The following is a 20096-nucleotide window of genomic DNA, read 5'->3' as shown; positions in this document are numbered from 1 at the left end:
CGATCAACGTCGCGCCTGTTCTGCCGTTTTGGCTGCTTCGATGGCCTGTTGGCGGGCGCCGAGGCTACTCATCACATCGGCGACCCGTATCAAACGGCTGCGATGTGCTTCCCAACGCGCAGGCAAGGCATTGCTGTCAACAAGCACGGCGAGCACCGCGCCCTCGTTACCGGCATCGACGGTACGTGGCCCCGAAAAAAAGTATCCGGAGGTGGTGACGTTGCGATCAAGCAGATGCCTGCCAACTATAAGAAAGCTGTCCAGCCCTTCCCGCTGCGCATAGGTTGCGGCAGCCAGAATCACCAGCTCGTCTGCCGTTGCACCCGAACCGGATCGCGTGCCGAACCGGATAGTGCGAACGTCGCCGTCCCGCAGCGGGGCTTGTGAATAGCCAAGCTCACGCCCGACCAGAACGCCATCCGCATGACCGAACCGGGGATAGGTTAGCAAGGACTCGGCCTCGGGCAGCAAGCGGATCGCATCCTCCATGTCCATGGTGGCGGTGTCACGTAGCGCCTTTTCTTGCTCGGAGCGCAGCAGGGCCATGATTTCGGCACGTTCGCCCAGATTTGCGTTTGCGACGGCGCGCAGAACGTCGAGTCCGGCTGGGAGGTTTATCACCTCACGAAACCGCGGCTGCTCGAAAATCTCGAGTCCTGCCCCATCCGCGGCCTCTGCACGCATATCGATCGCCGCCCGCCAGTTGGCGGCGGCCTGCCGCAACTGGTCGGCACGTCCTACCCGGGCTTGCCATGCCTGCAAATCTGCCGGTCGAACTCGGCGGCGCTGCGGTGTCGGTACGGGTTGTGGCCCGGCATAAGCCGTCAGTCTTTCTTCCACGCGATTGAACATCGCTGCCGATCCAGCAGCGTCGCCGAGTGCAGCTCGAATATAGGCGCGCAGATAAAGGAGTTCGATTTCGTCCGCCAAATTTTGCTCGACCGGATCCTTGCCTGCGATGACCCATCCGCCGATGAGGGCCGGCCTTCCGAAAAAGATTTGTTCGGCCGTGATTTCGGCAGCGGCTAGCTCGCCAGCGAAAAATTGTTGAAGGAACAGGTGACGTATTGCCATCGGATCGGTACTGAGGTGCCGTTCGGTCATCGGACGTAGCCGGTCGATGTCCCGCGTGATTGCCATTTCGTAGCGATCGATCGCAAGCAGGATGGACAGGCTGTACGGGCGCACGGTACGCGCCTGTTCAAGCAGCGAGAGCGCATCCGCCCGCCGGTTCTGACGATCCAGGAGAAGGGCACGCAGCATCATGTTGGCAATGCCGGTCGAGCCATCGAATACCAGCCTTGAATCCCTGGTCGATGCGGCGGCATCGTCAGACAGGTCGAGCGAGGCGAGCGCATCCCTGTCGAGACCGCTGGCAAATTGCCATACTGCCTTGTTGTGCAACAGCACCGCCTGACGATGCCAGACGTGCACATCGTCCGATGGATCGCGAAGGGCCCGATCGCACGCCGCAATGCGGTCTGCGTTCAGTCGGGTGATCGTTTGGGGTCTAGCAATGCAGCTATTGAAATCATCGCGCATGTCGCGCTGTCTGCGGGTGCCATCCGGCGATGTTTGCAGCGCCATCGAGGCATTGACGCTAGCGGTGGCGACCGGAGATTGTGCGCTTAAGGCGGACGGGAGCGCCAGTCCCGCGAAAACGAACGATATCAAGCGCTGCCGCATTATAGTCTCCCCCTGAAATCCTCGTAGCCGAAACGGCGGATTTCCGCCAATTCGTCGGTCTCGCTGTCCCACAGCCAGATGCCGGGCAGGGGGACGCCGTTGAAGGTGTTGGTCTTGACCATCGAATAATGCGCCTGGTCGAGGAAGGCGAAGCGCTGGCCCACCTGCGCGCCGCCTGGCAGGCGGTAATCGCCGATCACGTCGCCAGCGAGGCAGGAGGGGCCGCCGAGACGGACCGGTGCGCCCTCTGCCTCTTCGCCCAGCATCGCCGGGCGATAGGGCGCCTCGATGACGTCGGGCATGTGGCAGGTGGCGCTGATGTCGGTGATGCCGATGGCCATGCCGTTGTCGAACAGGTCGAGGATTTCGCCGACGAGGATGCCGGCATCGAGCGCGACCGCCTCGCCGGGCTCGATCATTACCTTGCAGCCGGTTTCGGCGCGTACGTCGGCGAGGAAGGCGACCAGATCGTCGATCTGGTAGTCGGCGCGGGTGACATGGTGGCCGCCGCCGAAGTTGATCCACTTGAGCTGGCCGAACCACGGTGCCAGCGTCGGCTTTACCGCCGCCCAAGTGCGCGCGAGCGGCGGGAAATCCTGCTCGCACAGCGTGTGCATGTGGATGCCGTCGATGCCGGCCATGTCCTCAGGCGTGAGCTGGTCGACGGGATAGCCCAGCCGGCTACAGGGTGCGGCCGGATCATATTTCGCCACTTCGCCCTCGCTGTGCAGAGGGTTGATGCGCAGGCCGACGTCGAATGTCTCGCCGGCTGCCCGCGCTGCATCGAGCAGCGGCGCGAAGCGGCGATGCTGGCCGGGTGAGTTGAAGATGATATGGTCGGACAACCGCAGGATCTCGGGCAGGTCCTCGGCCTTGTAGGCGGCGCAATAGGTGGCGACCTCGCCGCCATATTCCTCCCGGCCGAGACGGGCTTCGTAGAGGCCGGAGGCGCAGACGCCATCGAGTTGCCCGGCGACCGTCCGGCTGAGCGACCACATGGAGAAGGCCTTGAGCGCTGCCAGCACCTTCGCCCCCGAACGGTCACCGATGTCGCGCAGTACCGCCAGATTGGCACGCACCTTGGCCGCATCGACGACAAAGGCGGGCGAGGGCACGCGCGTCAGATCGAAGCGGGCGAATGCTCCGGGGTCGCCGGCTTTAGTTTCCATGGTTCTACCTAATCCACTATCTTCATCTGCACCGCACTTCCGTCCGGCAGGTCATGCAACTGGCGAAGGATATGCGCCAATCCAACCAGAACTTCGCGGGCAGGGACCGGATTCAGATTGTCCGCTTCGAACCGGCATTGTTTGAAAATCGGCAGGATCACGAAGGCGTAGCATTGGTCTGGTGCCGCCCTCTTGCCTGCAGCATGCAGCCGCTCGACAAGACCCGGCGCGAACCAGATGTCGATATCCGGTGCACCTTCGCTACAAAGCCGGTCGAACTCCTGCCGACTGCTCGCCGCCACAGAGATGCTGCCATCGGAACAACTCAGCCGCTCGATCGCGCCCCCGTCGGCCTCGTAAAAGACGTCACCCAGTCTTGAGCACAAGAACGGTGCAAATGGGCGACCGCCCAAAAGCCATGCCCACGCCTGCTGTATCTCGAGCGCCAGATTTGGGCCGGGTTGAAACGCTATGTCTGCCCAGCCGACTGGCACCTCAAAACTCCACCGGTCCATCCAGCGTCTTCACCTGCCACGGCAGGCCGTGCTTGTTCAGCATGTCCATGAACGGATCGGGGTCCATCTGTTCCATGTTGAACACGCCTTCGCCGGCCCAGATGCCCTGCACCATCAGTGCGGCGCCGATCATCGCCGGCACGCCCGTGGTGTAGCTGACCGCCTGGTTGCCGGTCTCGGCATAGGCATCCTCATGGTCGCATATGTTGTTGATGTACATCGTCAGCGGCTGGCCGTCCTTGTCTATGCCGGTGGCGATGCAGCCGATGTTGGTCTTGCCCTTGGTCGTCGGGCCCAGCGACGCAGGCTCGGGCAGCACGGCTTTCAGGAATTGCAACGGCACGATTTCTACGCCCTGATAGATCACCGGGTCGATCCGCGTCATGCCGACATTCTGCAGCACGGTCAGATGCTTGATATATTCGTCGCCGAAGGTCATCCAGAAGCGCGCGCGCTTCAATTCGGGCAGGTGGGTGGCGAGGCTTTCCAGCTCCTCATGATACATGAGGTACATGTTCTTGGGGCCGACGCCTTCGAAGTCGAAAGCGACCTTGGTCGACATGGCGGGGGTTTCGACCCACGCGCCATCCTCCCAATGCCGCGCCGGCGCGGTCACTTCGCGGATGTTGATTTCCGGGTTGAAGTTGGTGGCAAAGGCCTGGCCATGGTCGCCGCCGTTGCAATCGAGAATGTCGAGGGTGTCGATGCGGGCGAAGTGATGCTTCTTGAGCCACATGGTGAAGACGCTGGTCACCCCGGGATCGAAGCCCGAGCCGAGCAGCGCCATCCGCTTGGCAGCGACGAAGCGGTCCTGATAGGCCCACTGCCATTTATATTCGAACTTGGCCTCGTCGATCGGCTCGTAATTGGCGGTGTCGAGATAGTCCGCGCCGGCTGCGAGGCAGGCGTCCATGATGTGCAGGTCCTGATAGGGCAAAGCGAGATTGACGACGAGCTTCGGCTGAACCTCACGGATCAGCGCGGTGGTGGCGGCGACATCGTCGGCATCGATCTGGGCGGTGGCGATGGTGACGCCGGTCCGCGCCTTCACCGATTCGGCGATCGCATCGCATTTGGCCTTGGTGCGGCTGGCCAGCGTGATATGGCTGAAGATGTCTGCATTCATCGCCATCTTGTGCACCGCGACCGAACCGACGCCGCCCGCGCCAATCACCAATACCTTGCTCACCGGGAAATCTCCTGAAGGATGCGCCTTTGCGCGCTCATGGCGGCGGCATATAGGGGCAGACTATGACCGATCAAAGCCTTCTCGATCCGCTGCGCGCTCCCACCCGTGACGGCGTGCTGCGCGCCGCTGCCAAGATCGCGGAAATCCTGCCGCCGACGCCGTTGCTGCCGCTCGACGTCGACGGCCGGACCATCTGGTGCAAGGCCGAATGCCTGCAGCCCATCGGCGCCTTCAAGATTCGCGGCGGCTGGCACCGCCTCTCCGATCTCGACGCCGATGGCCGCGCGCGCGGCGTGGTCGGCCTGTCGAGCGGCAACCATGCGCAAGGCGTGGCGTGGGCGGCACAGCGCCTCGGCATCCCCGCCATCATCGTCATGCCCAATGATGCACCGCAGGCGAAACTCGATGCGACCCGCGCGCTCGGTGCCGAGGTGGTGCTTTATGACCGGCCGGGCGGGGTCGATCGCGATGCGGTGGCGCGGCAACTGGTCGAGGAGACCGGACGCACGCTGGTGCATGCCTTCGGCGATCCCTGGGTGATCGAGGGGCAGGGCAGCCTTGCCATCGAAGCCGCAGAACAGCTCGAGGCGGCGACCGGTGCCAGCTTCGATTCCGTCGTCGCCTGTTGCGGGGGCGGCGGCCTCACCGCCGGTATCGCGCTGGCGCTGCCCGATGCGCGGATCTTTGCCGTCGAGCCCGAAGGTTGGGACGATGTCGGCCGCAGCCTTGAAGCCGGCAGCATCCAGCGCGTCGCCAATCCACCGCCGACCGCGTGCGATGCGTTGCAGACGCCCGCTACCTATCCGATCAATTTTGCCGTGATGCAGGCGCGCGGTGTCACCGCCGTTTCGGTCAGCGAGGCTGAGGTGCGCAGCGCGCAGCGTCTGGCGTTTGCGCGGCTGCATGTCGTGCTTGAGCCAGGCGGCGCGGTTGCGCTCGCCGCCGTTCTCGCCGGCAAGGTGCCAGTTGGCCCCGCGACACTGGTCACGCTGTCGGGCGGCAATACCGATCCTGCCGCATTCGCGGCCGTGCTGACCGAAGCGGCTTGAGCGAGGCGCGGGCCCGGCTGGCGGCGCTGCTCGGGCAGGTCGGCGCCGGGCGCAGCGACGCGCTGAAGTCGGTCTATGGGCTGACCTCGGCCAAGCTGTTCGGTATCTGCCTGCGCGTCACCGGCGACCGGGCGGGGGCAGAGGAGGCGCTGCAGGACGCGTTCGTCAAAATCTGGCGCAAGGCCGCGGTGTTCGATGCGGAGCGGGCCAGCCCGATCACCTGGATGGCGACCATCGCCCGCAACTCGGCCATCGACTGGAAGCGCGCGCACGGCATCGTGCTGGCGCAGGATGAGGGCGATGGTGCATCCGATGCGGCGGATGCCAGCGTAGATATGCTCGACGTCATGGAAGCCCGCTCGACCCGCCATCATATTCTCGACTGCATCGGCCGACTGGAGCCGCAGCAGGCACGTGCGGTGCGCACCGCATTCTACGATGGCCTGTCGCATTCGGAGCTGGCGACGCACATGGATGTACCTCTGGGCACGTTGAAAAGCTGGATCAGGCGCGCAATGGTGGCGCTCAAGGACTGTATCGATGACGCACGCTGAACCTCTCTCCCCGCAAGATCGCGACGCCATGGCCGGCGAACTGGCACTCGGCGTGCTTGAGGGTGAGGAACGGGCGCAGGCGCTGCGGCTGATGCTCTCCGACCGCGATTTTGCAGCGCGGGTCGAACAGTGGCGTGCGCACCAGTCGGGGCTGTTCGATGCCATCGAAGACGTCGATCCGCCCGCGACGGCATGGGACGGCATCGCCGCGCGGATCGGTGCGCCCTCCGCACCCGCTGCTGTCCCGGCATCACTGCGCTGGTGGCGGACGGGGGCGATCGGTTCGGGCGCAATCGCGGCGGCGCTGGCGCTGTTCATCGCCATCCCGCGCGGCGAGCCGCTTCCGGCCGCGTCGCAAAGCTATGCCGTGGCGCAGCTCACCGGCCCCATTGAGGGCCTGCGCATTGCCACCCGCTACGATCCCGCCACCGCGACGCTGCGTGTGCGCGCTACTGGCATGCCCGCCACGCCCACCGAGCCGGAATTATGGGTCGTGCCTGCCGGCGGCGGCGCCCCCGTCTCGCTCGGCCAGATCATGCGCGACGGCGAGACGGTGATCATGGTGGCGCAAGGGCACCGAAGCCTGATCAACGACCGCGCGCATTTCTCGCTGTCGATGGAGCCACGCTCGGCCACGCCGAGCGCGCGGCCATCCGCGGATTTTGTCGCGGACGGGGCGATCGATCTGATTTGACATACACCGCCCGTTTTTAACGTCATTGCGAGCGCAGCGAAGCAATCCGGAGCGGCGCTGCTCTGCCCTGGATTGCTTCGCTGCGCTCGCCATGACGAATTTTTCTCTACCCCCCGCATCCGATCGTCCAGCCCGACCCGTATCTCCGCCCGCATCCCCCGAGCGATGCAGTTCAACTTCGGAGATACGCCATGACCACCCCCCGTTTCATCGCCGCAGCCGTCGCCGCTTTGCTGCTCGCCGCCCCCGCCGTCGCGCACCAGCACAACGGCCATGCCCGCCCCGCCGCGGCGACGCAGGCGACCGGAGAGACCATTGTCGCCAAGGCGGCGAGCCTGCCCGATTTCTCGACGCTGGTAACCGCCGTACAGGCCGCAGGGCTGGCCGACACGCTGAACGGTGCCGGTCCGTTCACCGTGTTCGCGCCGACCAACGCCGCGTTCGACCGTCTGCCCGCTGGCACCGTCGGGACGCTGGTCCGCCCGGAAAACCGTGCGACGCTGACCCGCATCCTCACCTATCATGTCGTCCCCGGCCGGATCATGGCCAGCGATGTCGTCAATGCGGTGCGCGCCGGCGGTGGCCGTGCCACCTTCACCACCGTCGCCGGGGTGCAGCTGACCGCGCGCTATGACAGCCACAACCGCCTCGTCCTCGAAGACGCGACCGGCGGCACATCGCGCATCACCGCGACCGACGTCACCCAGTCGAACGGCGTCATCCATGTCATCGACCGGGTCGTGATGCCGGGTTGATCGACCGGCGGTGCCCGGCTGCGTGCTCTTTTCCCCCCGGGGCCGCAGCCGGGTGCCGTCTTGTTACGCTATTGTCATCGCGCCGTAGCGTCACTGCCATCAAACCGACCTAGGGGCGTCGCAACCGCGATGCATATGCTTCGCAACAGGTCGGAGACAGATCCATGGCAGGCGCACACAAGGCCGTCGACGGCAAGGTTATCGACCGCGCGGTCATCCAGAACAAGGCGGTCAGCAAGGCGGGGCTGCTCGAACGCGGCTTCGCCTTTGCCTTCAAGGGCCTCGTTTATGCGCAGATCTGGGAAGACCCGGTGGTCGATCTGGAAGCGCTGGCGATTACGCCCGACTGCCATGTCGTCACCATTGCCTCGGGCGGCTGCAACGTCCTCTCCTATCTGACCGCCGATCCCGCCGCGATCACCGCGGTCGACCTCAACACCGCGCATGTCGCGCTCGGCAAGCTCAAGGTCGCCGCCGCGCGGCATCTGCCCGATCATGCGCATTTCCACCGCTTTTTTGCCGAAGCCGACAGCAAGGCCAATATTGCCGCCTACAAGGCGTACATCCGCCCGCACCTCGACGAGACCACGCGTCGCTATTGGGAGGGGCGCGACATCGTCGGGCGCAAGCGTATCGGCGGCTTTGCCAAGGGCATCTACAAGCGCGGCCTGCTCGGCAATTTCATCGGCGCGGCGCATCTGGTCGCGAAGCTCTATCGTGTCGATCTCAAGGCGATGCTTGGCGCGCAAAGTCTCGACGAGCAGCGCGCCATCTTCGAGGAAAAGCTCGCGCCCGTCTTCGACCGCAAGTTCGTGCGCTGGCTGTGCGATCAGCCCGCCACCCTGTTCGGTCTCGGCATTCCGCCCGCGCAATATGAGGCGCTGGCCGGCGACGAGCAGATGTCGCGGGTGCTGCGCCGCCGCCTCGAAAAGCTGGCCTGCGATTTCGAGCTGGCCGACAATTATTTCGCCTGGCAGGCATTCGGGCGCGGCTATGCCCGCTTCGGTGACGCGCCTCTGCCGCCCTATCTGATGCGCGGCCATTATGCGGATGTGGTCGGGCGGGTCGACCGGGTCGAGTTCCTCCACGCCAATTTCACCGAGCATCTGGCGACGCTGCCCGACGCCTCGCGTGACCGCTACATCCTGCTCGATGCGCAGGACTGGATGACCGACGTGCAACTGACCGATCTGTGGCGCGAGATCACGCGCACCGCCAAGCCAGGGGCGCGCGTGCTCTTCCGCACCGCCGCCGAGCCGACTTTGCTGCCCGGCCGCGTACCCGATACGATTCTCGACCGCTGGGACTATCGCGCCGAGGAATCGCTCGGCTTCACCGCGCGCGACCGCTCGTCGATCTACGGCGGGGTGCATCTGTATGTGCTGAAGGGCTGAGCATGCTCGATGCCAGCCATGCCGGCCGCATGGACGCGATCTACCGCAGCCAGCGCCATATCTATGATCTGACCCGCAAATATTATCTGCTCGGGCGGGACAGGCTGATCGACCGGCTGGCGGTGCCCGATGGCGGCACGGTGCTGGAGGTGGGCTGCGGCACCGGGCGCAACCTGATCCTCGCGGCGCGGCGCTGGCCGCAGGCGCGATTGTTCGGGCTCGATATCTCCGAAGCGATGCTGGAGACGGCGCGCACCAATGCCGCCAAGGCCGGGCTGGCGCACCGCATCCGCTTTGCCGCGGCCGATGCCGCCTGCTTCGATCCTGCGGCGCTGTTCGACGAACCGGCTTTCGACCGCATCTTCCAGAGCTATACGCTGTCGATGATCCCCGACTGGCAGGGCGCGATTGCCGAGGCGGCGCGGCATCTGGAAGCGGACGGCGCGTTGCACATCGTCGATTTCGGCCAGCAGGAAGGCTTGCCGCGTGCCTTTCGCGCGGCGCTGCTGGCGTGGCTCGCCCGTTTTCATGTCACGTCGCGCGCCGGATTGCGGCAGGCGCTCGAGCGTGCGGCGGGCGACCGGACGGTCGACTTCACGCCGCTCTATCGCGGATACGCCTGGGCGGCGGTGCTGCGCTGAGCCTCAGCCCTGCTGCATGCTGGCGTGGTGGCGGATCACCTCGTCGATGATGAAGCGCAGGAATTTCTCGGTGAAATCGGGGTCGAGCTGGGCGTCGGCGGCGAGCCGGCGCAGACGGGCGATCTGCGCGGTCTCCCGCCCCGGATCGGCGGGGGGCAGCTTCAGTTCGGCCTTGAGCTGGCCGACCGCCTGGGTGACCTTGAATCGCTCGGCCAGCATCGCGACGAGCGCGGCATCGATATTGTCGATGCTCTGGCGATAGCGTGTCAGCCGTTCGTCCATTTCTGCGACCCCGCTTGCAGATTGCTGTGTGTTGCGGCCAGATTGCCTGCTTTGCCGGGCAGGGCAAGCAGGAAAACCATTGCCACAACGTGACGGCGCGGGCAGAGCGTGCGCCATGAGCGCCACGATTGTTCCCTTGAAGTCGTCTCGTCCCCCCTCGCTCGACCCGATCATTGCGCTGGTCGCGCCGGACATGCGCGCGGTCAACAGCGTCATCCTCGACCGGATGCAATCGGACATTCCGCTGATCCCCGAGCTCGCCGGCCACCTCATCGCTGGCGGCGGCAAGCGCATGCGGCCGATGCTGACGCTCGCCAGTGCGCGGCTGCTCGATTATGGCGGCACCCGCCACCATCTGCTCGCCGCTGCGGTCGAATTCATCCACACCGCCACCTTGCTGCACGATGATGTCGTCGACGGCTCCGACCTGCGCCGTGGCCGCCGCACCGCCAACATCATCTGGGGCAATCCGGCGAGCGTGCTCGTCGGCGATTTCCTGTTCAGCCGCTCGTTCGAACTGATGGTCGAGGACGGCAGCCTCAAGGTGCTGCGCATCCTCTCGCACGCCAGCGCGGTCATTGCCGAGGGCGAGGTCAGCCAGTTGACCGCACAGAGGCAGGTAACGACCAGCGAGGACGTGTATCTCGACATCATCGGCGCGAAGACGGCGGCGCTGTTCGCCGCCGCCTGCCGTATCGCTGCCGTGGTCGCCGAGCGCGACGAGGCTGTCGAACTCGCGCTCGATGCCTATGGCCGTAACCTCGGCATCGCCTTCCAGCTGGTCGACGACGCGATCGACTATGTCTCGGACGCCGAGGCAATGGGCAAGGAAGTGGGCGACGATTTCCGCGACGGCAAGGTGACCTTGCCGGTGATCCTTGCCTATGCGCGCGGCGATGCTGCCGAGCGCGCCTTCTGGGAGGCGGCGATGCTCGGCCATCGCACCAGCGATGCCGATCTCGCCGAGGCCAAGCTGCTGCTCGACCGGCACGGCGCCATCGCCGACACGCTGGAGCGCGCGCGCCACTATGCGCGCCGGGCTATCGATGCGCTGGCCATCTTCCCGGCGAGCCAGGCGCGCGCCGCGCTGGCGGAAGCCGCCGAGTTCGCGGTCGCGCGCGGCTATTGAGCCGCCAGGGGCCGGCCGGACTCAGTCGTCCTTGTCGGCGTCGTCATCCTCGTCGTCGACGTCCAGAGCATCGTCTTCATCGCTGTTGAGCTGCTCGTCGAGTGCCTCGACCATCAGGTCGAGCTGGTCGTAGCTGGCTTCGAACTCCAGCGTCTCGCCATCGTCGGTATCGATGCTGAGCAGATAGTCGCCGCCGCTGGCGCGGGTGATGGTGAACTGGGACAAAAGCTTGGCCATGGGATGTCTCCTGAAGTTGGGCGGTTTCGGCCATCGGTAACGCGCGCCTGTGACGGGAGTGCCATGGCGGCTGCACCAGCCGCGAATTTTTTTGGCCGGCCCTTCGCATAGGGGGAATGAGCGCCTAATCGCGGGCGATGACTGCGCGCACCGCCAATCGTGAGGAACTCGCTGCCACTGCCCGGCTGGCGTGGCCTTTGGTGCTGGGCGGGATCGCGCAGATGGCGATCCACACCACCGATGTGGTGGTGCTTGGCCGCTATTCGGTCGATGCGCTGGCGGCGTCAGCGCTGGGGCTCAACCTGATGTGGGCCTTTGCCATTTTCGGCATCGGCGTGATGACCGCAGTCGCGCCGCTGGTTTCCGCCGAGCGGGGCAGGGCGCGGCACAGCGTCCGCGAGGTGCGGCGCACCGTCCGGCAGGGGCTGTGGGCAGCGGTGCTGGTCACCCTGCCGATGTGGCTCGCACTGTGGAACGCCGACCTTCTGTTCCGCCTGCTCGGTCAGGATCCGGAGCTGGCGCGCGCCGCCACCGGCTTCGTGCGCATCGCCATGTGGGGTATCCTGCCCTTCCTGATGTTCATCGTGCTGCGCTGTTTTGTCACAGCGCTCGAACGCCCGCTCGCCGCGCTGATGGTGACGGGTGCAGCGGTGCTGCTCAATCTGGTCACCTGCGTGCCGCTGGTATTCGGGCTGGGCGACTGGCCTGGGCTGGGGCTCGAAGGCGCGGCGATTGCCAATGCAGTGGCCAACAGCCTGCTGTTCGTCGGGCTGGCAGGGTATATCCTGATTGACCGGCGTTTCCGCCGTTTCCGCCTGTTCGGCCGATTCTGGCGCGCGGACCCGGTGCGGCTGGGCCAGCTCCTGCGGCTCGGCCTCCCCATCGGCGTCACGCTGGCGATGGAGGTGACCGTGTTCAATGCGGCGGTGTTCCTGATGGGCATTCTCGGCAAATCGCCGCTGGCAGCGCATGCGGTGGCGATCCAGATCGCCAGCCTCGCCTTCCAGTTGCCGTTCGGCGTCGCGCAGGCGGCGACGGTGCGGGTCGGGCTGGCGCATGGGGCCGGGGACCGGGCCGGGGTGGCGCGCGCCGGGCGCACCGCCATCCTGCTCGGCCTCGCCATCGCCACTTTGCTGTCGCTGTTCATCGCGCTCGCCGCGCGCCCCCTGGTCGGGCTGTTCATCGATGCGCGCGATCCGGCCGCCGCCGCGACCTTTGTGCTCGCGGTGCATTTCACGCTGGTCGCGGCGCTGTTCCAGCTGGTCGACACCACCCAGGCGATCGGCGCGGCGATATTGCGCGGCATCCAGGACACGCGCTGGCCGATGCTGTTCGCGGCCTTCGGCTATTGGGCGGTCGGTTTCGTGGTCGCCTGGTCGCTCGCCTTCCACACCCCGCTCGCCGGGGTCGGCGTGTGGCTGGGCCTCGCCGCCGGGCTGGCGGTGGTATCGGTGCTGATGCTCGCCCGCTGGTTCATGAGGGAGAGGCTGCGGCTGCTCGCCTATCCGGCCGCATGAGCGCGCTGCCGATCCACGCCGTGCTGCCGCACTTGCTCGACGTGCTGGCGCAGCGCGCCAGCGCGGTGCTGATCGCGCCGCCGGGGGCGGGCAAGACCACGGCAGTGGCCCCGGCGCTGCTCGATCAGCCTTGGTGCAGCGGCCAGATCCTGCTGCTCTCCCCCCGCCGCCTCGCCGCACGCGCGGCGGCCGAGCGGATGGCCGACTTGCTGGGCGAGCCGGTCGGTCGTACCATCGGCTACGCCACCCGCCTCGACAGCAATCAGTCGGCCGCGACGCGCCTGCTGGTGCTGACCGAGGGCATTTTCCGCAACCGCATCATCGCCGATCCCGAGCTTGCCGGCGTCTCGGCAGTGCTGTTCGACGAGGTGCATGAGCGCAATCTCGACAGCGATTTCGGCCTCGCGCTTGCCATCGAATCGCAGGGCGCGCTGCGGCCCGATCTGAGGATACTCGCCATGTCGGCGACGCTCGATGGCGAGCGGTTTGCGGCGCTGCTGGCGGGTGCGCCGGTCATCGCCAGCGAAGGGCGCAGCCACCCGCTGACACTGCATCACATCGGCCGCAACGCTGCGCGCAGCGTGGAGGAGGATATGGCCGCAGCGATCCGCCGGGCCTTGGCCGAGCAGGCGCAGGGCGACATCCTCGCCTTCCTGCCCGGCGTGCGCGAGATCGAGCGGACCGCCGAGCGGCTGGCCGGCCTGCCGCACGCGCTCCACCCGCTGCACGGCCAGATCGAACCGGCGGACCAGCGCGCCGCGCTGCGCCCCGATCCGCAAGGCCGCCGCAAGATCATCCTGGCCACCAGCATTGCCGAGACCAGCCTGACCATCGACGGGGTGCGCATCGTCGTCGATTCGGGGCTGGCCCGCCGCGCCCGCTTCGACATCGCCGCCGCGACCGCGCGGCTGGTGACCGAGCGCGCCAGCCAGGCGTCAGCCACGCAGCGCGCCGGGCGCGCGGCGCGGCAGGGGCCGGGGGTCGCCTATCGCCTGTGGGAGGAAGCCGCGACCGGCGGGATGCCGCACTTCGACCCGCCCGAGATTCTCGAGGCCGATCTGGCGCCGCTCTGCCTCGACTGCGCGGCGTGGGGGGAGCATGATCCGGCGCGCCTGCCGTGGCTCGATCCGCCGCCGGCCCCGGCGCTGGCCGAGGCGCGGGCGCGGCTGGTCCGGCTCGGCGCGCTGACGGCAGAGGGCAGCATCACCGAGCATGGCCGCGCCATCGCCGCGCTGCCGCTGCCGCCGCCGCTTGCGCACATGCTGCTGGAAGGCGCGGCGATGGGGTCTGGCATGCTCGCCGCCGAACTCGCCATGCTGCTCTCTGAGCGCGGACTGGGCGGCCGCGATGCCGATATCGCCCGCCGCCATGGCCGCTGGCGACACGAGCGCGGGGGCAGGGCGGAGGCAGCGCGGCAGACCGCGCGGCGCTGGGCCGCGTCCCTGCCTGCTGCGCCGCCTGACCAGAGCGAGCCGCTCGACCGGCGCATCGCCCGGCTGATCGCGACCGCCTATCCCGATCGCGTGGCACGCCGCCGCAATGCCGCGGGAGAGGATTGGGCCAGCGTCGGCGGGCGCGGCTACCGGCTCGATGGTGCCTCGCCGCTTGCCGCTGGCGAATGGCTGGCGGTTGCCGATGTGCAGGGCGCCGCTGCCGGCGCGCGCATCCTGTCTGCCGCGCCGATGGATGCGGCGCTGGTCGAAGACTGGATCGCGCTCCACGGCGAGACCCGCCGCACCGCCCGCTACGATACGGCGGCCGACCGGGTCGAGGCGCTGCGCGAACGCCGGTTGGGGGCGATCACGCTGGCCCGGGCGCCCGATCCGCAGGGCGGCGACCCGGCGCAATTGCTGCTGGCGGCGGTGCGCGATGGCGGCATCGCGCTGCTCGGCTGGGGCGACCGGGCGCTGGCGCTGAAGGCGCGCTCCGCCTTTGCCGGGCTGGATGCGCTGAGCGACATGCAGCTTGCCGCCACGCTCGATACCTGGCTGGCGCCGCTGCTCGCCGGCAAGCGGCGGCTCGGCGATATCGGCGATGGTGCGCTGCATGATGTGCTGCTTGGCCTGCTTTCGTGGGACCAGCGCCAGACGCTCGACCGGCTCGCGCCCGCCGATTTCCGCACCCCAGCGGGGTCGACCCATGCCATCGATTATGCCGCCGAGGCGGGCCCCACCGTCACCGCGCGCGTGCAGGCCTTCTTCGGGCTGGAAAGCCATCCGGCGATCGGCCAGCCGCCGGTGCCGCTGGTGCTCAGCCTGACGTCGCCGGCGGGTCGCCCGATCCAGACGACACGCGATCTGCCGGGCTTCTGGCGTGGCAGCTGGGCCGATGTCGCGCGCGAGATGCGCGGCCGCTACCCGCGCCATCCCTGGCCGGAGAGGCCGTGGGAAGCAGCGGCCATGCTGCGCACCAAGGCGGCCGATGCGCGGCGGTCTGCCGGTTGAAGCGGGCTGGAACCTTCGCTAAGCAAAGCCGGAATAAACACCCGTAGCCCTGAGCCTGGCGAAGGGCGCTTCGCAGTACCGAGGAGCGCCCTTCGCCAGGCTCAGGGCTACGGCTTTGAAATGGAACAGCCATGCAGGCCCGCATCTTTCAGGAACCCAAGAATGCCATGCAATCGGGCCGCGCCCGCTCGCGCCGCTGGGTGCTGGAATTCGCGCCGGCCGAGGCGCGGCGCGCCGATCCGCTGATGGGCTGGGCCGGCAGCGGCGATACGCAGCGGCAGGTGCGGCTGACCTTCGACAGCATCGATGCGGCGCGTGCCTATGCCGACAAGCAGGGCATCGACGCGCATGTCGTGCCGACTCCGTCGCGCACGCTCAAGCTGCAGGCCTACGCCGACAATTTCCGCTGACAGGTGAGGGCGGCCTGTGCCGCCTGACATCGCGTTGGGGAGAAAATGGTGGGCGTGGCAAGGATTGAACTTGCGACCCCTGCGATGTCAACACAGTGCTCTACCACTGAGCTACACGCCCACTCGGGAGAGGCGCCTCTAGAGCGCCCGGCCGCGCTTGGCAAGACGCCAGGCGGCGAAATTTTGACTCATCCGGCGTCGATGCCGCGCACGCCCGCGAACAGGCTGTCGACCTGCCCCACCAGATCCTTGAGGTGAAAGGGCTTGGACAGCAACCGCGCTTCCGGCACCGCATCATTGGCGTGCAGCGCGACCGCGGCAAAGCCGGTGATGAACATGATCTTTGGCGCAGGGTCGAGCTTCTGTGCCATCTGCGCCAGTTCGATGCCGTCCATCTCGGGCATCACGATGTCGGTCAGCAACAGGTCGAACGTGCCGGATTCGACCAGCGCCAGCGCCTCCTGCCCGGTCGCGGCGGTCGAGACATGATAGCCGCTGCGCTCCAGCGCCCGGGCCAGATAGGTCCGCATGGCGTCATCGTCTTCGGCCAGCAAAATGCGAATCATGGTCCCGAGAGTCTCCATCGGCCGCCGGTGCAGCGGCAATCATCCCCGGGGCGGGTGATAGCGCGTGTGGCTTAACAGATTCTACCCCCCTGGCGCTTTGTCAGGCGCCGCCGCTGGCAATCGTCCCCGATTGCTGCTTTCGTGCGGGGATGAGCGATACCCCCTATGCGCTGCACGGCCCGCAGCCCTCACCGCGTGCGGTCCTGCTGTCCGTGCCGCACGCCGGGCGGCTCTATCCGCCCGAGATCGTGCGTCGTGCCCGCGCGCCGCTCGCCGTGCTGCGGACATTGGAGGACCGCCACGCCGACGCGCTCGCTCTGCCGCTGGCAGCGCAGGGCTTTGCGGTGCTGGTGGCGCATGTCGCGCGCGCGGTCATCGATCTCAACCGCGACGAGGACGAGTGGGACTCGCAACTGGTCCATGATGCGCTGCCGACCACGCCGCCGAGCAGCCGCGTCCGTGCCGGGCTGGGGCTGGTACCGGTCAGGCTGCACCGCTTCGGCGCGCTGTGGCATGAGCGGATCGGCGTGGACGAGGTCGAGGCACGGCTGGCGGCCGTGCACCGGCCGTGGCACCGCCAGCTCGGCACGATGCTGGAGGCAACGCGCAATGCCCATGGCGCGGCGCTGCTGGTCGATCTGCACAGCATGCCGCAGCAGCCGGACGCGGGGCCGCAACTGGTTATCGGCGATCGCTATGGCCAGACGGCCTCGCCCGAGCTGGTCGAGCTGCTGCTCGGCATCGCCGAGGGCAGCGGGCTGCGCGTGGCCCGCAATGCACCCTATGCCGGAGCGCATGGCATCGCCCGTCACGGTCGGCGCGGGTCGGGCGTGGAGGCGCTGCAGATCGAAATCGACCGCAGCCTCTATCTCGATGCCGGGCAGGAGCCGCTGCCGTCTGCTGTCGCGGCGCTCTCCGCGCTGCTATCGACCATGGCGCTTGCCGCCGACGGGTGGATACGGCGCGATTCGGGATTGGCCGTCGCCGCCGAATGATGCGGGTGCACGCAGCGCCCCCTGATGGCAGGAACAGCCATCAACCCATTAAAAAACCGCCCTGCGATTGCTCGCAGGGCGGCCAGGGTCCAGGGAGGAGACACCCCGAGGGGCATCTGTCACCAAGCCGGAAAGGGGGGGATCCGGCGGGGAGGTGACTTTTGGAAGATAGGACGATGACAGGCGGGTTGCAAGGCCCGCCCGCCATCCTCGATCGATCGGACTCAGTTGACCGGCTGCAGCAGATCCGGAACGGGCATCTTGCCGGCTGCCATCTGCATGCCGAAGATGTCGCGCATCAGCTGCAGCGAGAACAGGTGGGCATAGAGCAGCGGCAGCATGCCGCTCTGGCTGATCTTGCGCAGCGTGTCGCCGCGCAGTTCCTTCAGCTTCTCTTCGTCGACCATGCGGAAGCCGCGATAGACGAACGGCTTTTCCTGGCCGTCGGCCTGGATGGCGACCTCTCCGTCCATCAGGATGTCGAGCTTGTTCAGCTCGTCCATGAAGGCGGCGGTGCGCAGGCCGGCTTCTTCGAACTGCTGGCAGAAATTGAGGATGTCCCTGGTCGCCTGCGAGGGCTGGTCGCCGTCGAACAGCGGCTGGCCGTCGACATCCGGGCCGATGCCGGGCGCCGACGGATCGAAGCACAGCGACAGCTCATCGGTTTCCGGGCGCAGCTTGGCGAGCAGGAACGGATAGCGGCGCACATAGGCGGGGATGTAGACCGGCTTGGTGACCGAGCCGTCGTCCTCGACGAACATGTTGACGCCTTCGTTGAGGCCCATCAGCGCCAGCGGAACCGACTGGTTGCCCGACGAGAAGACGATCGGGAAATGGCGGGCGACCGAGACGAATTCGTCGACCGTCACCGGCAGGGCATGCTGGCCGACCAGGAACGGCGCCTTCGACTGGGTCTGGATTTTCCAGCCCTGGTGCTGGCTGGTCGACAGCGGCACCAGGTCTTTGAAGAACAACGGCAAATTGGGCACGGTGGCCATGCGGGGTCACTCCATCACGAATCTGTTGTCAGCCGGGAAGGGCAGACACCGCCCCCGAACGAAGCGCCGCCTTTATTGCGCACGGCGCGCATGTGCAAGGCGGGGCGGGAATCGCGCGCACGTTGACCTTGGCGGTGATGCTATTCCCTGATCCCCCATCCCGCTTGAGCTAGGGGCCGGGGGAGGGCGCAGCCCACCCCCCAGGCCATCACTCCGGCACGAGCACGCCCGGGTTGAGCATTCCCGCCGGGTCCATCGCTGCCTTGAGCGCGCGCAGCACCGCCATCCGCGCGGGATCGCCGATCTCGCCGAGCAGGTCGCGCTTGACGCGGCCGATGCCATGTTCGGCGCTGATCGAGCCGCCCCGGGCCAGTGCCTCGTCATAGACCAGCCGGCTGGCGGCAGGGCCATGCGCCGCAATCCACGCTTCCGCATTGCCACTCGCAGGCGGGCGGACGTTCCCATCTGCGTCCACACCCGCAGGCGGGCGGACGTTTCCTTCTGCGTCCACACCCGCAGGCGGGCAGACGTTTCCTTCTCCGTCCACACCCGCAGGCGGGCGGACGTGATAATGCACATTGCCGTCGCCAAGATGGCCGAAGGCGAGGCTGGTGGCGCCGGGGAAGGCGGCGGCGATCTTGCCGGGCACGGTTTCGATATAGTCGGGCATCGCCGCCACAGGCACGCTGATGTCATGCTGGATGGCGGGGCCGATGGCGCGCTCTGCCTCGGAAATTGCGTCCCGCAGCTTCCAGAAGGCTTCGGCCTGCGCCTCGGATGCGGCGATGGTCGCATCGTCGATGAGATCCGCCTCGAGCAACGCTTCCAGCGCCTCGGCCAGCCGGGCGGCCGGGTCGATGCCCGGCGCGTCGGCGACCAGCTCGACCAGCACATGCCAGGGCGAAGGCGCGGCAAGCGGCGCGCGGGTGCCCGGCACATGCATCACCACGTGATTGAGCGCCTGTTGCGGAATCAGTTCGAACCCTTCCAGCGCGGCGCCGACCCGCGCTTCGAGCGCGCGCAGCACCGCCAGCGCCTGGCTGGGCGAATCGACCGCCAGCCAGCCGACCGCGCGTGCCGCCACCCCCGGCACCAGCCGCAGCGCGACACCGGTGACGATGCCCAGCGTGCCTTCCGCGCCGATGAAGATCTGCTTGGGGTCCGGCCCCTGATTGTCCTTGGCGAGCGGGGTCATCAGATCGAGCAGGCTGCCGTCGGCGAGCACCACTTCCAGCCCCGCGGTCAGTGCGCGCATGGTGCCGTGGCGCAGCACCTGCGTGCCGCCTGCGTTCGTGGAGACGAGCCCGCCCAGCGTCGCCGATCCCTTGCCGCCCAGTGTCAGCGGAAAACGCAAGCCGGCGGCCTGCGCCGCCTCATGCGCGTGGACCAGGATCACCCCGGCATCGCCCTTGAGCAGCATGGCATCGGCATCAAGGCTGCGGATGCGGTTCATCCGCCTGAGCGACAGCAGCAGCGCCTCGCCACCCGTATCGGGCGTCGCGCCCGCGCATTGGCCGCTGTTGCCGCCCTGCAACGTCAGCCTCGCGCCCGCCGCCGCGCACAACCGCACCACCGCCTGCACCTCCGCAGTAGAGGCAGGGGACAGCATCGCCGCGGCCCGCCCATGCACTCGCCTGCGCCAGTCGCTGAGCCACGGCGCCATGTCCGCCTGATCCGCCGTATAGCCCTTGGGGCCGAGCAGGGCGGCGAGATCGTCGAGCAGGCGGGCGTCGGGCATGGCCCTGCTCTGCGGCAATCGCCGCGCCAAGTCAAAGCGCAGGCGGCCGCGCGCGAGGCCAAATCGCTTGACTTTTCGCCCGTTGCGCCTAGGCGCGCAGGGCAAGCGCAGCGTTACGCCGGACCTTCTCCGGA

The 20096-nt window shown here is 67.4% G+C and carries 20 protein-coding genes and 1 tRNA gene; 11 read left to right on the top strand and 10 right to left on the bottom strand.

What is annotated here, in order from left to right:
- Positions 1-3 precede the first annotated feature (3 nt).
- The 4 genes from AC0QC4_RS10230 to AC0QC4_RS10215 are packed head-to-tail and all read right to left on the bottom strand — an operon-like array spanning position 4 to position 4559.
- Positions 4-1686, bottom strand: coding sequence for a hypothetical protein (locus AC0QC4_RS10230; protein WP_483659793.1), 1683 nt, complete (start codon positions 1684-1686; stop codon positions 4-6).
- A complete protein-coding gene (locus AC0QC4_RS10225; protein ID WP_483659792.1) occupies positions 1686-2855 on the bottom strand; it encodes a carboxynorspermidine decarboxylase in 1170 nt (389 codons plus the stop codon). Before AC0QC4_RS10225 ends, AC0QC4_RS10230 begins: the two co-directional genes overlap by 1 nt.
- Positions 2856-2863: 8 nt before the next feature.
- Positions 2864-3370: a hypothetical protein gene (locus AC0QC4_RS10220; RefSeq protein ID WP_483659791.1), complete on the bottom strand. Its 507-nt coding sequence runs from the start codon at positions 3368-3370 to the stop codon at positions 2864-2866.
- Positions 3351-4559, bottom strand: coding sequence for a saccharopine dehydrogenase family protein (locus AC0QC4_RS10215; RefSeq protein ID WP_483659790.1), 1209 nt, complete (start codon positions 4557-4559; stop codon positions 3351-3353). The genes AC0QC4_RS10220 and AC0QC4_RS10215 overlap by 20 nt, the downstream gene beginning before the upstream one ends.
- Before the next feature lie 62 nt (positions 4560-4621).
- On the opposite strand from AC0QC4_RS10215, the gene AC0QC4_RS10210 reads away from it, so the two are divergent.
- The 6 genes from AC0QC4_RS10210 to AC0QC4_RS10185 all read left to right on the top strand — a co-directional run bounded on the left by AC0QC4_RS10210 (position 4622) and on the right by AC0QC4_RS10185 (position 9646).
- Entirely contained in the window at positions 4622-5608 is a 987-nt protein-coding gene (locus tag AC0QC4_RS10210; RefSeq protein WP_483659789.1) for a threonine ammonia-lyase, read from the top strand.
- Entirely contained in the window at positions 5605-6162 is a 558-nt protein-coding gene (locus tag AC0QC4_RS10205) for a sigma-70 family RNA polymerase sigma factor (RefSeq protein ID WP_483659788.1), read from the top strand. The genes AC0QC4_RS10210 and AC0QC4_RS10205 overlap by 4 nt, the downstream gene beginning before the upstream one ends.
- Positions 6149-6856 (top strand): anti-sigma factor, encoded by a 708-nt coding sequence (locus AC0QC4_RS10200; protein WP_483659787.1) that lies wholly within the window; start codon positions 6149-6151, stop codon positions 6854-6856. Before AC0QC4_RS10205 ends, AC0QC4_RS10200 begins: the two co-directional genes overlap by 14 nt.
- Positions 6857-7047: 191 nt before the next feature.
- On the top strand, positions 7048-7611 hold the full coding sequence (locus AC0QC4_RS10195; RefSeq protein ID WP_483659786.1) for a fasciclin domain-containing protein: 564 nt from the start codon (positions 7048-7050) through the stop codon (positions 7609-7611).
- 164 nt (positions 7612-7775) lie between these two features.
- Positions 7776-9005 (top strand): BtaA family protein, encoded by a 1230-nt coding sequence (locus tag AC0QC4_RS10190; RefSeq protein WP_483659785.1) that lies wholly within the window; start codon positions 7776-7778, stop codon positions 9003-9005.
- Positions 9006-9007: 2 nt separating this feature from the next.
- Entirely contained in the window at positions 9008-9646 is a 639-nt protein-coding gene (locus AC0QC4_RS10185) for a class I SAM-dependent methyltransferase (protein WP_483659784.1), read from the top strand.
- Between the two features lie 3 nt (positions 9647-9649).
- Here the strand turns inward: AC0QC4_RS10185 and AC0QC4_RS10180 are convergent, their stop codons facing one another.
- Positions 9650-9928 carry a chorismate mutase gene (locus tag AC0QC4_RS10180; protein WP_483659783.1) on the bottom strand — a complete coding sequence of 93 codons (279 nt, stop codon included), beginning with the start codon at positions 9926-9928 and terminating at the stop codon, positions 9650-9652.
- A gap of 115 nt (positions 9929-10043) precedes the next feature.
- Here AC0QC4_RS10180 and AC0QC4_RS10175 point away from each other — a divergent pair, with 115 nt between their 5' ends.
- Complete coding sequence (locus AC0QC4_RS10175) at positions 10044-11057, top strand: polyprenyl synthetase family protein (RefSeq protein WP_483659782.1); 1014 nt, start codon at positions 10044-10046, stop codon at positions 11055-11057.
- Between the two features lie 21 nt (positions 11058-11078).
- Here AC0QC4_RS10175 and AC0QC4_RS10170 read toward each other — a convergent pair whose 3' ends face one another.
- Entirely contained in the window at positions 11079-11294 is a 216-nt protein-coding gene (locus tag AC0QC4_RS10170) for a hypothetical protein (RefSeq protein WP_483659781.1), read from the bottom strand.
- 137 nt (positions 11295-11431) lie between these two features.
- On the opposite strand from AC0QC4_RS10170, the gene AC0QC4_RS10165 reads away from it, so the two are divergent.
- The 3 genes from AC0QC4_RS10165 (at position 11432) to AC0QC4_RS10155 (ending at position 15665) form a co-directional block, all read left to right on the top strand.
- Complete coding sequence (locus AC0QC4_RS10165) at positions 11432-12811, top strand: MATE family efflux transporter (RefSeq protein ID WP_483659780.1); 1380 nt, start codon at positions 11432-11434, stop codon at positions 12809-12811.
- The gene (gene hrpB / locus AC0QC4_RS10160; RefSeq protein WP_483659779.1) at positions 12808-15255 is read left to right on the top strand and encodes an ATP-dependent helicase HrpB; all 2448 of its coding nucleotides are present in this window, start codon (positions 12808-12810) and stop codon (positions 15253-15255) included. Before AC0QC4_RS10165 ends, hrpB begins: the two co-directional genes overlap by 4 nt.
- 131 nt (positions 15256-15386) lie before the next feature.
- Positions 15387-15665: an ETC complex I subunit gene (locus AC0QC4_RS10155; protein WP_483659778.1), complete on the top strand. Its 279-nt coding sequence runs from the start codon at positions 15387-15389 to the stop codon at positions 15663-15665.
- A 46-nt stretch (positions 15666-15711) separates the two neighbouring features.
- Here the strand turns inward: AC0QC4_RS10155 and AC0QC4_RS10150 are convergent.
- Both AC0QC4_RS10150 and cpdR read right to left on the bottom strand, forming a co-directional pair.
- Positions 15712-15786: transfer RNA gene (locus AC0QC4_RS10150), tRNA-Val, on the bottom strand.
- A gap of 67 nt (positions 15787-15853) precedes the next feature.
- Positions 15854-16231, bottom strand: a complete 378-nt coding sequence (gene cpdR, locus AC0QC4_RS10145) for a cell cycle two-component system response regulator CpdR (protein WP_483659777.1) — start codon at positions 16229-16231, stop codon at positions 15854-15856.
- A gap of 149 nt (positions 16232-16380) precedes the next feature.
- Here cpdR and AC0QC4_RS10140 point away from each other — a divergent pair, with 149 nt between their 5' ends.
- Entirely contained in the window at positions 16381-17226 is an 846-nt protein-coding gene (locus AC0QC4_RS10140; RefSeq protein ID WP_483659776.1) for an N-formylglutamate amidohydrolase, read from the top strand.
- A 224-nt stretch (positions 17227-17450) separates the two neighbouring features.
- Here AC0QC4_RS10140 and AC0QC4_RS10135 read toward each other — a convergent pair whose 3' ends face one another.
- Both AC0QC4_RS10135 and AC0QC4_RS10130 read right to left on the bottom strand, forming a co-directional pair.
- A complete protein-coding gene (locus AC0QC4_RS10135; protein ID WP_483659775.1) occupies positions 17451-18224 on the bottom strand; it encodes a SapC family protein in 774 nt (257 codons plus the stop codon).
- Between the two features lie 208 nt (positions 18225-18432).
- A complete protein-coding gene (locus tag AC0QC4_RS10130) occupies positions 18433-19962 on the bottom strand; it encodes an FAD-binding oxidoreductase (RefSeq protein ID WP_483659774.1) in 1530 nt (509 codons plus the stop codon).
- Positions 19963-20096: the final 134 nt, after the last annotated feature.

It is taken from the genome of Sphingomonas sp. jy18, from assembly GCF_056931895.1.
The sequence above is the reverse complement of the archived record's forward strand: the minus strand, read 5'-3'. Positions and strand labels throughout refer to the sequence as shown.

Excerpts from the sequence above, each read along its gene's own strand:
- AC0QC4_RS10200 (WP_483659787.1), top strand. The coding sequence starts at position 6,149 with ATGACGCACGCTGAACCTCTCTCCCCGCAAGATCGCGACGCCATGGCC.
- cpdR (WP_483659777.1), bottom strand. The coding sequence starts at position 16,231 with ATGATTCGCATTTTGCTGGCCGAAGACGATGACGCCATGCGGACCTAT.
- hrpB (WP_483659779.1), top strand. The coding sequence starts at position 12,808 with ATGAGCGCGCTGCCGATCCACGCCGTGCTGCCGCACTTGCTCGACGTG.
- AC0QC4_RS10155 (WP_483659778.1), top strand. The coding sequence starts at position 15,387 with ATGCAGGCCCGCATCTTTCAGGAACCCAAGAATGCCATGCAATCGGGC.
- AC0QC4_RS10185 (WP_483659784.1), top strand. The coding sequence starts at position 9,008 with ATGCTCGATGCCAGCCATGCCGGCCGCATGGACGCGATCTACCGCAGC.
- AC0QC4_RS10195 (WP_483659786.1), top strand. The coding sequence starts at position 7,048 with ATGACCACCCCCCGTTTCATCGCCGCAGCCGTCGCCGCTTTGCTGCTC.
- AC0QC4_RS10130 (WP_483659774.1), bottom strand. The coding sequence starts at position 19,962 with ATGCCCGACGCCCGCCTGCTCGACGATCTCGCCGCCCTGCTCGGCCCC.
- AC0QC4_RS10140 (WP_483659776.1), top strand. The coding sequence starts at position 16,381 with ATGAGCGATACCCCCTATGCGCTGCACGGCCCGCAGCCCTCACCGCGT.
- AC0QC4_RS10135 (WP_483659775.1), bottom strand. The coding sequence starts at position 18,224 with ATGGCCACCGTGCCCAATTTGCCGTTGTTCTTCAAAGACCTGGTGCCG.
- AC0QC4_RS10220 (WP_483659791.1), bottom strand. The coding sequence starts at position 3,370 with ATGGACCGGTGGAGTTTTGAGGTGCCAGTCGGCTGGGCAGACATAGCG.
- AC0QC4_RS10210 (WP_483659789.1), top strand. The coding sequence starts at position 4,622 with ATGACCGATCAAAGCCTTCTCGATCCGCTGCGCGCTCCCACCCGTGAC.
- AC0QC4_RS10225 (WP_483659792.1), bottom strand. The coding sequence starts at position 2,855 with ATGGAAACTAAAGCCGGCGACCCCGGAGCATTCGCCCGCTTCGATCTG.
- AC0QC4_RS10170 (WP_483659781.1), bottom strand. The coding sequence starts at position 11,294 with ATGGCCAAGCTTTTGTCCCAGTTCACCATCACCCGCGCCAGCGGCGGC.
- AC0QC4_RS10230 (WP_483659793.1), bottom strand. The coding sequence starts at position 1,686 with ATGCGGCAGCGCTTGATATCGTTCGTTTTCGCGGGACTGGCGCTCCCG.
- AC0QC4_RS10175 (WP_483659782.1), top strand. The coding sequence starts at position 10,044 with ATGAGCGCCACGATTGTTCCCTTGAAGTCGTCTCGTCCCCCCTCGCTC.
- AC0QC4_RS10190 (WP_483659785.1), top strand. The coding sequence starts at position 7,776 with ATGGCAGGCGCACACAAGGCCGTCGACGGCAAGGTTATCGACCGCGCG.
- AC0QC4_RS10165 (WP_483659780.1), top strand. The coding sequence starts at position 11,432 with ATGACTGCGCGCACCGCCAATCGTGAGGAACTCGCTGCCACTGCCCGG.
- AC0QC4_RS10180 (WP_483659783.1), bottom strand. The coding sequence starts at position 9,928 with ATGGACGAACGGCTGACACGCTATCGCCAGAGCATCGACAATATCGAT.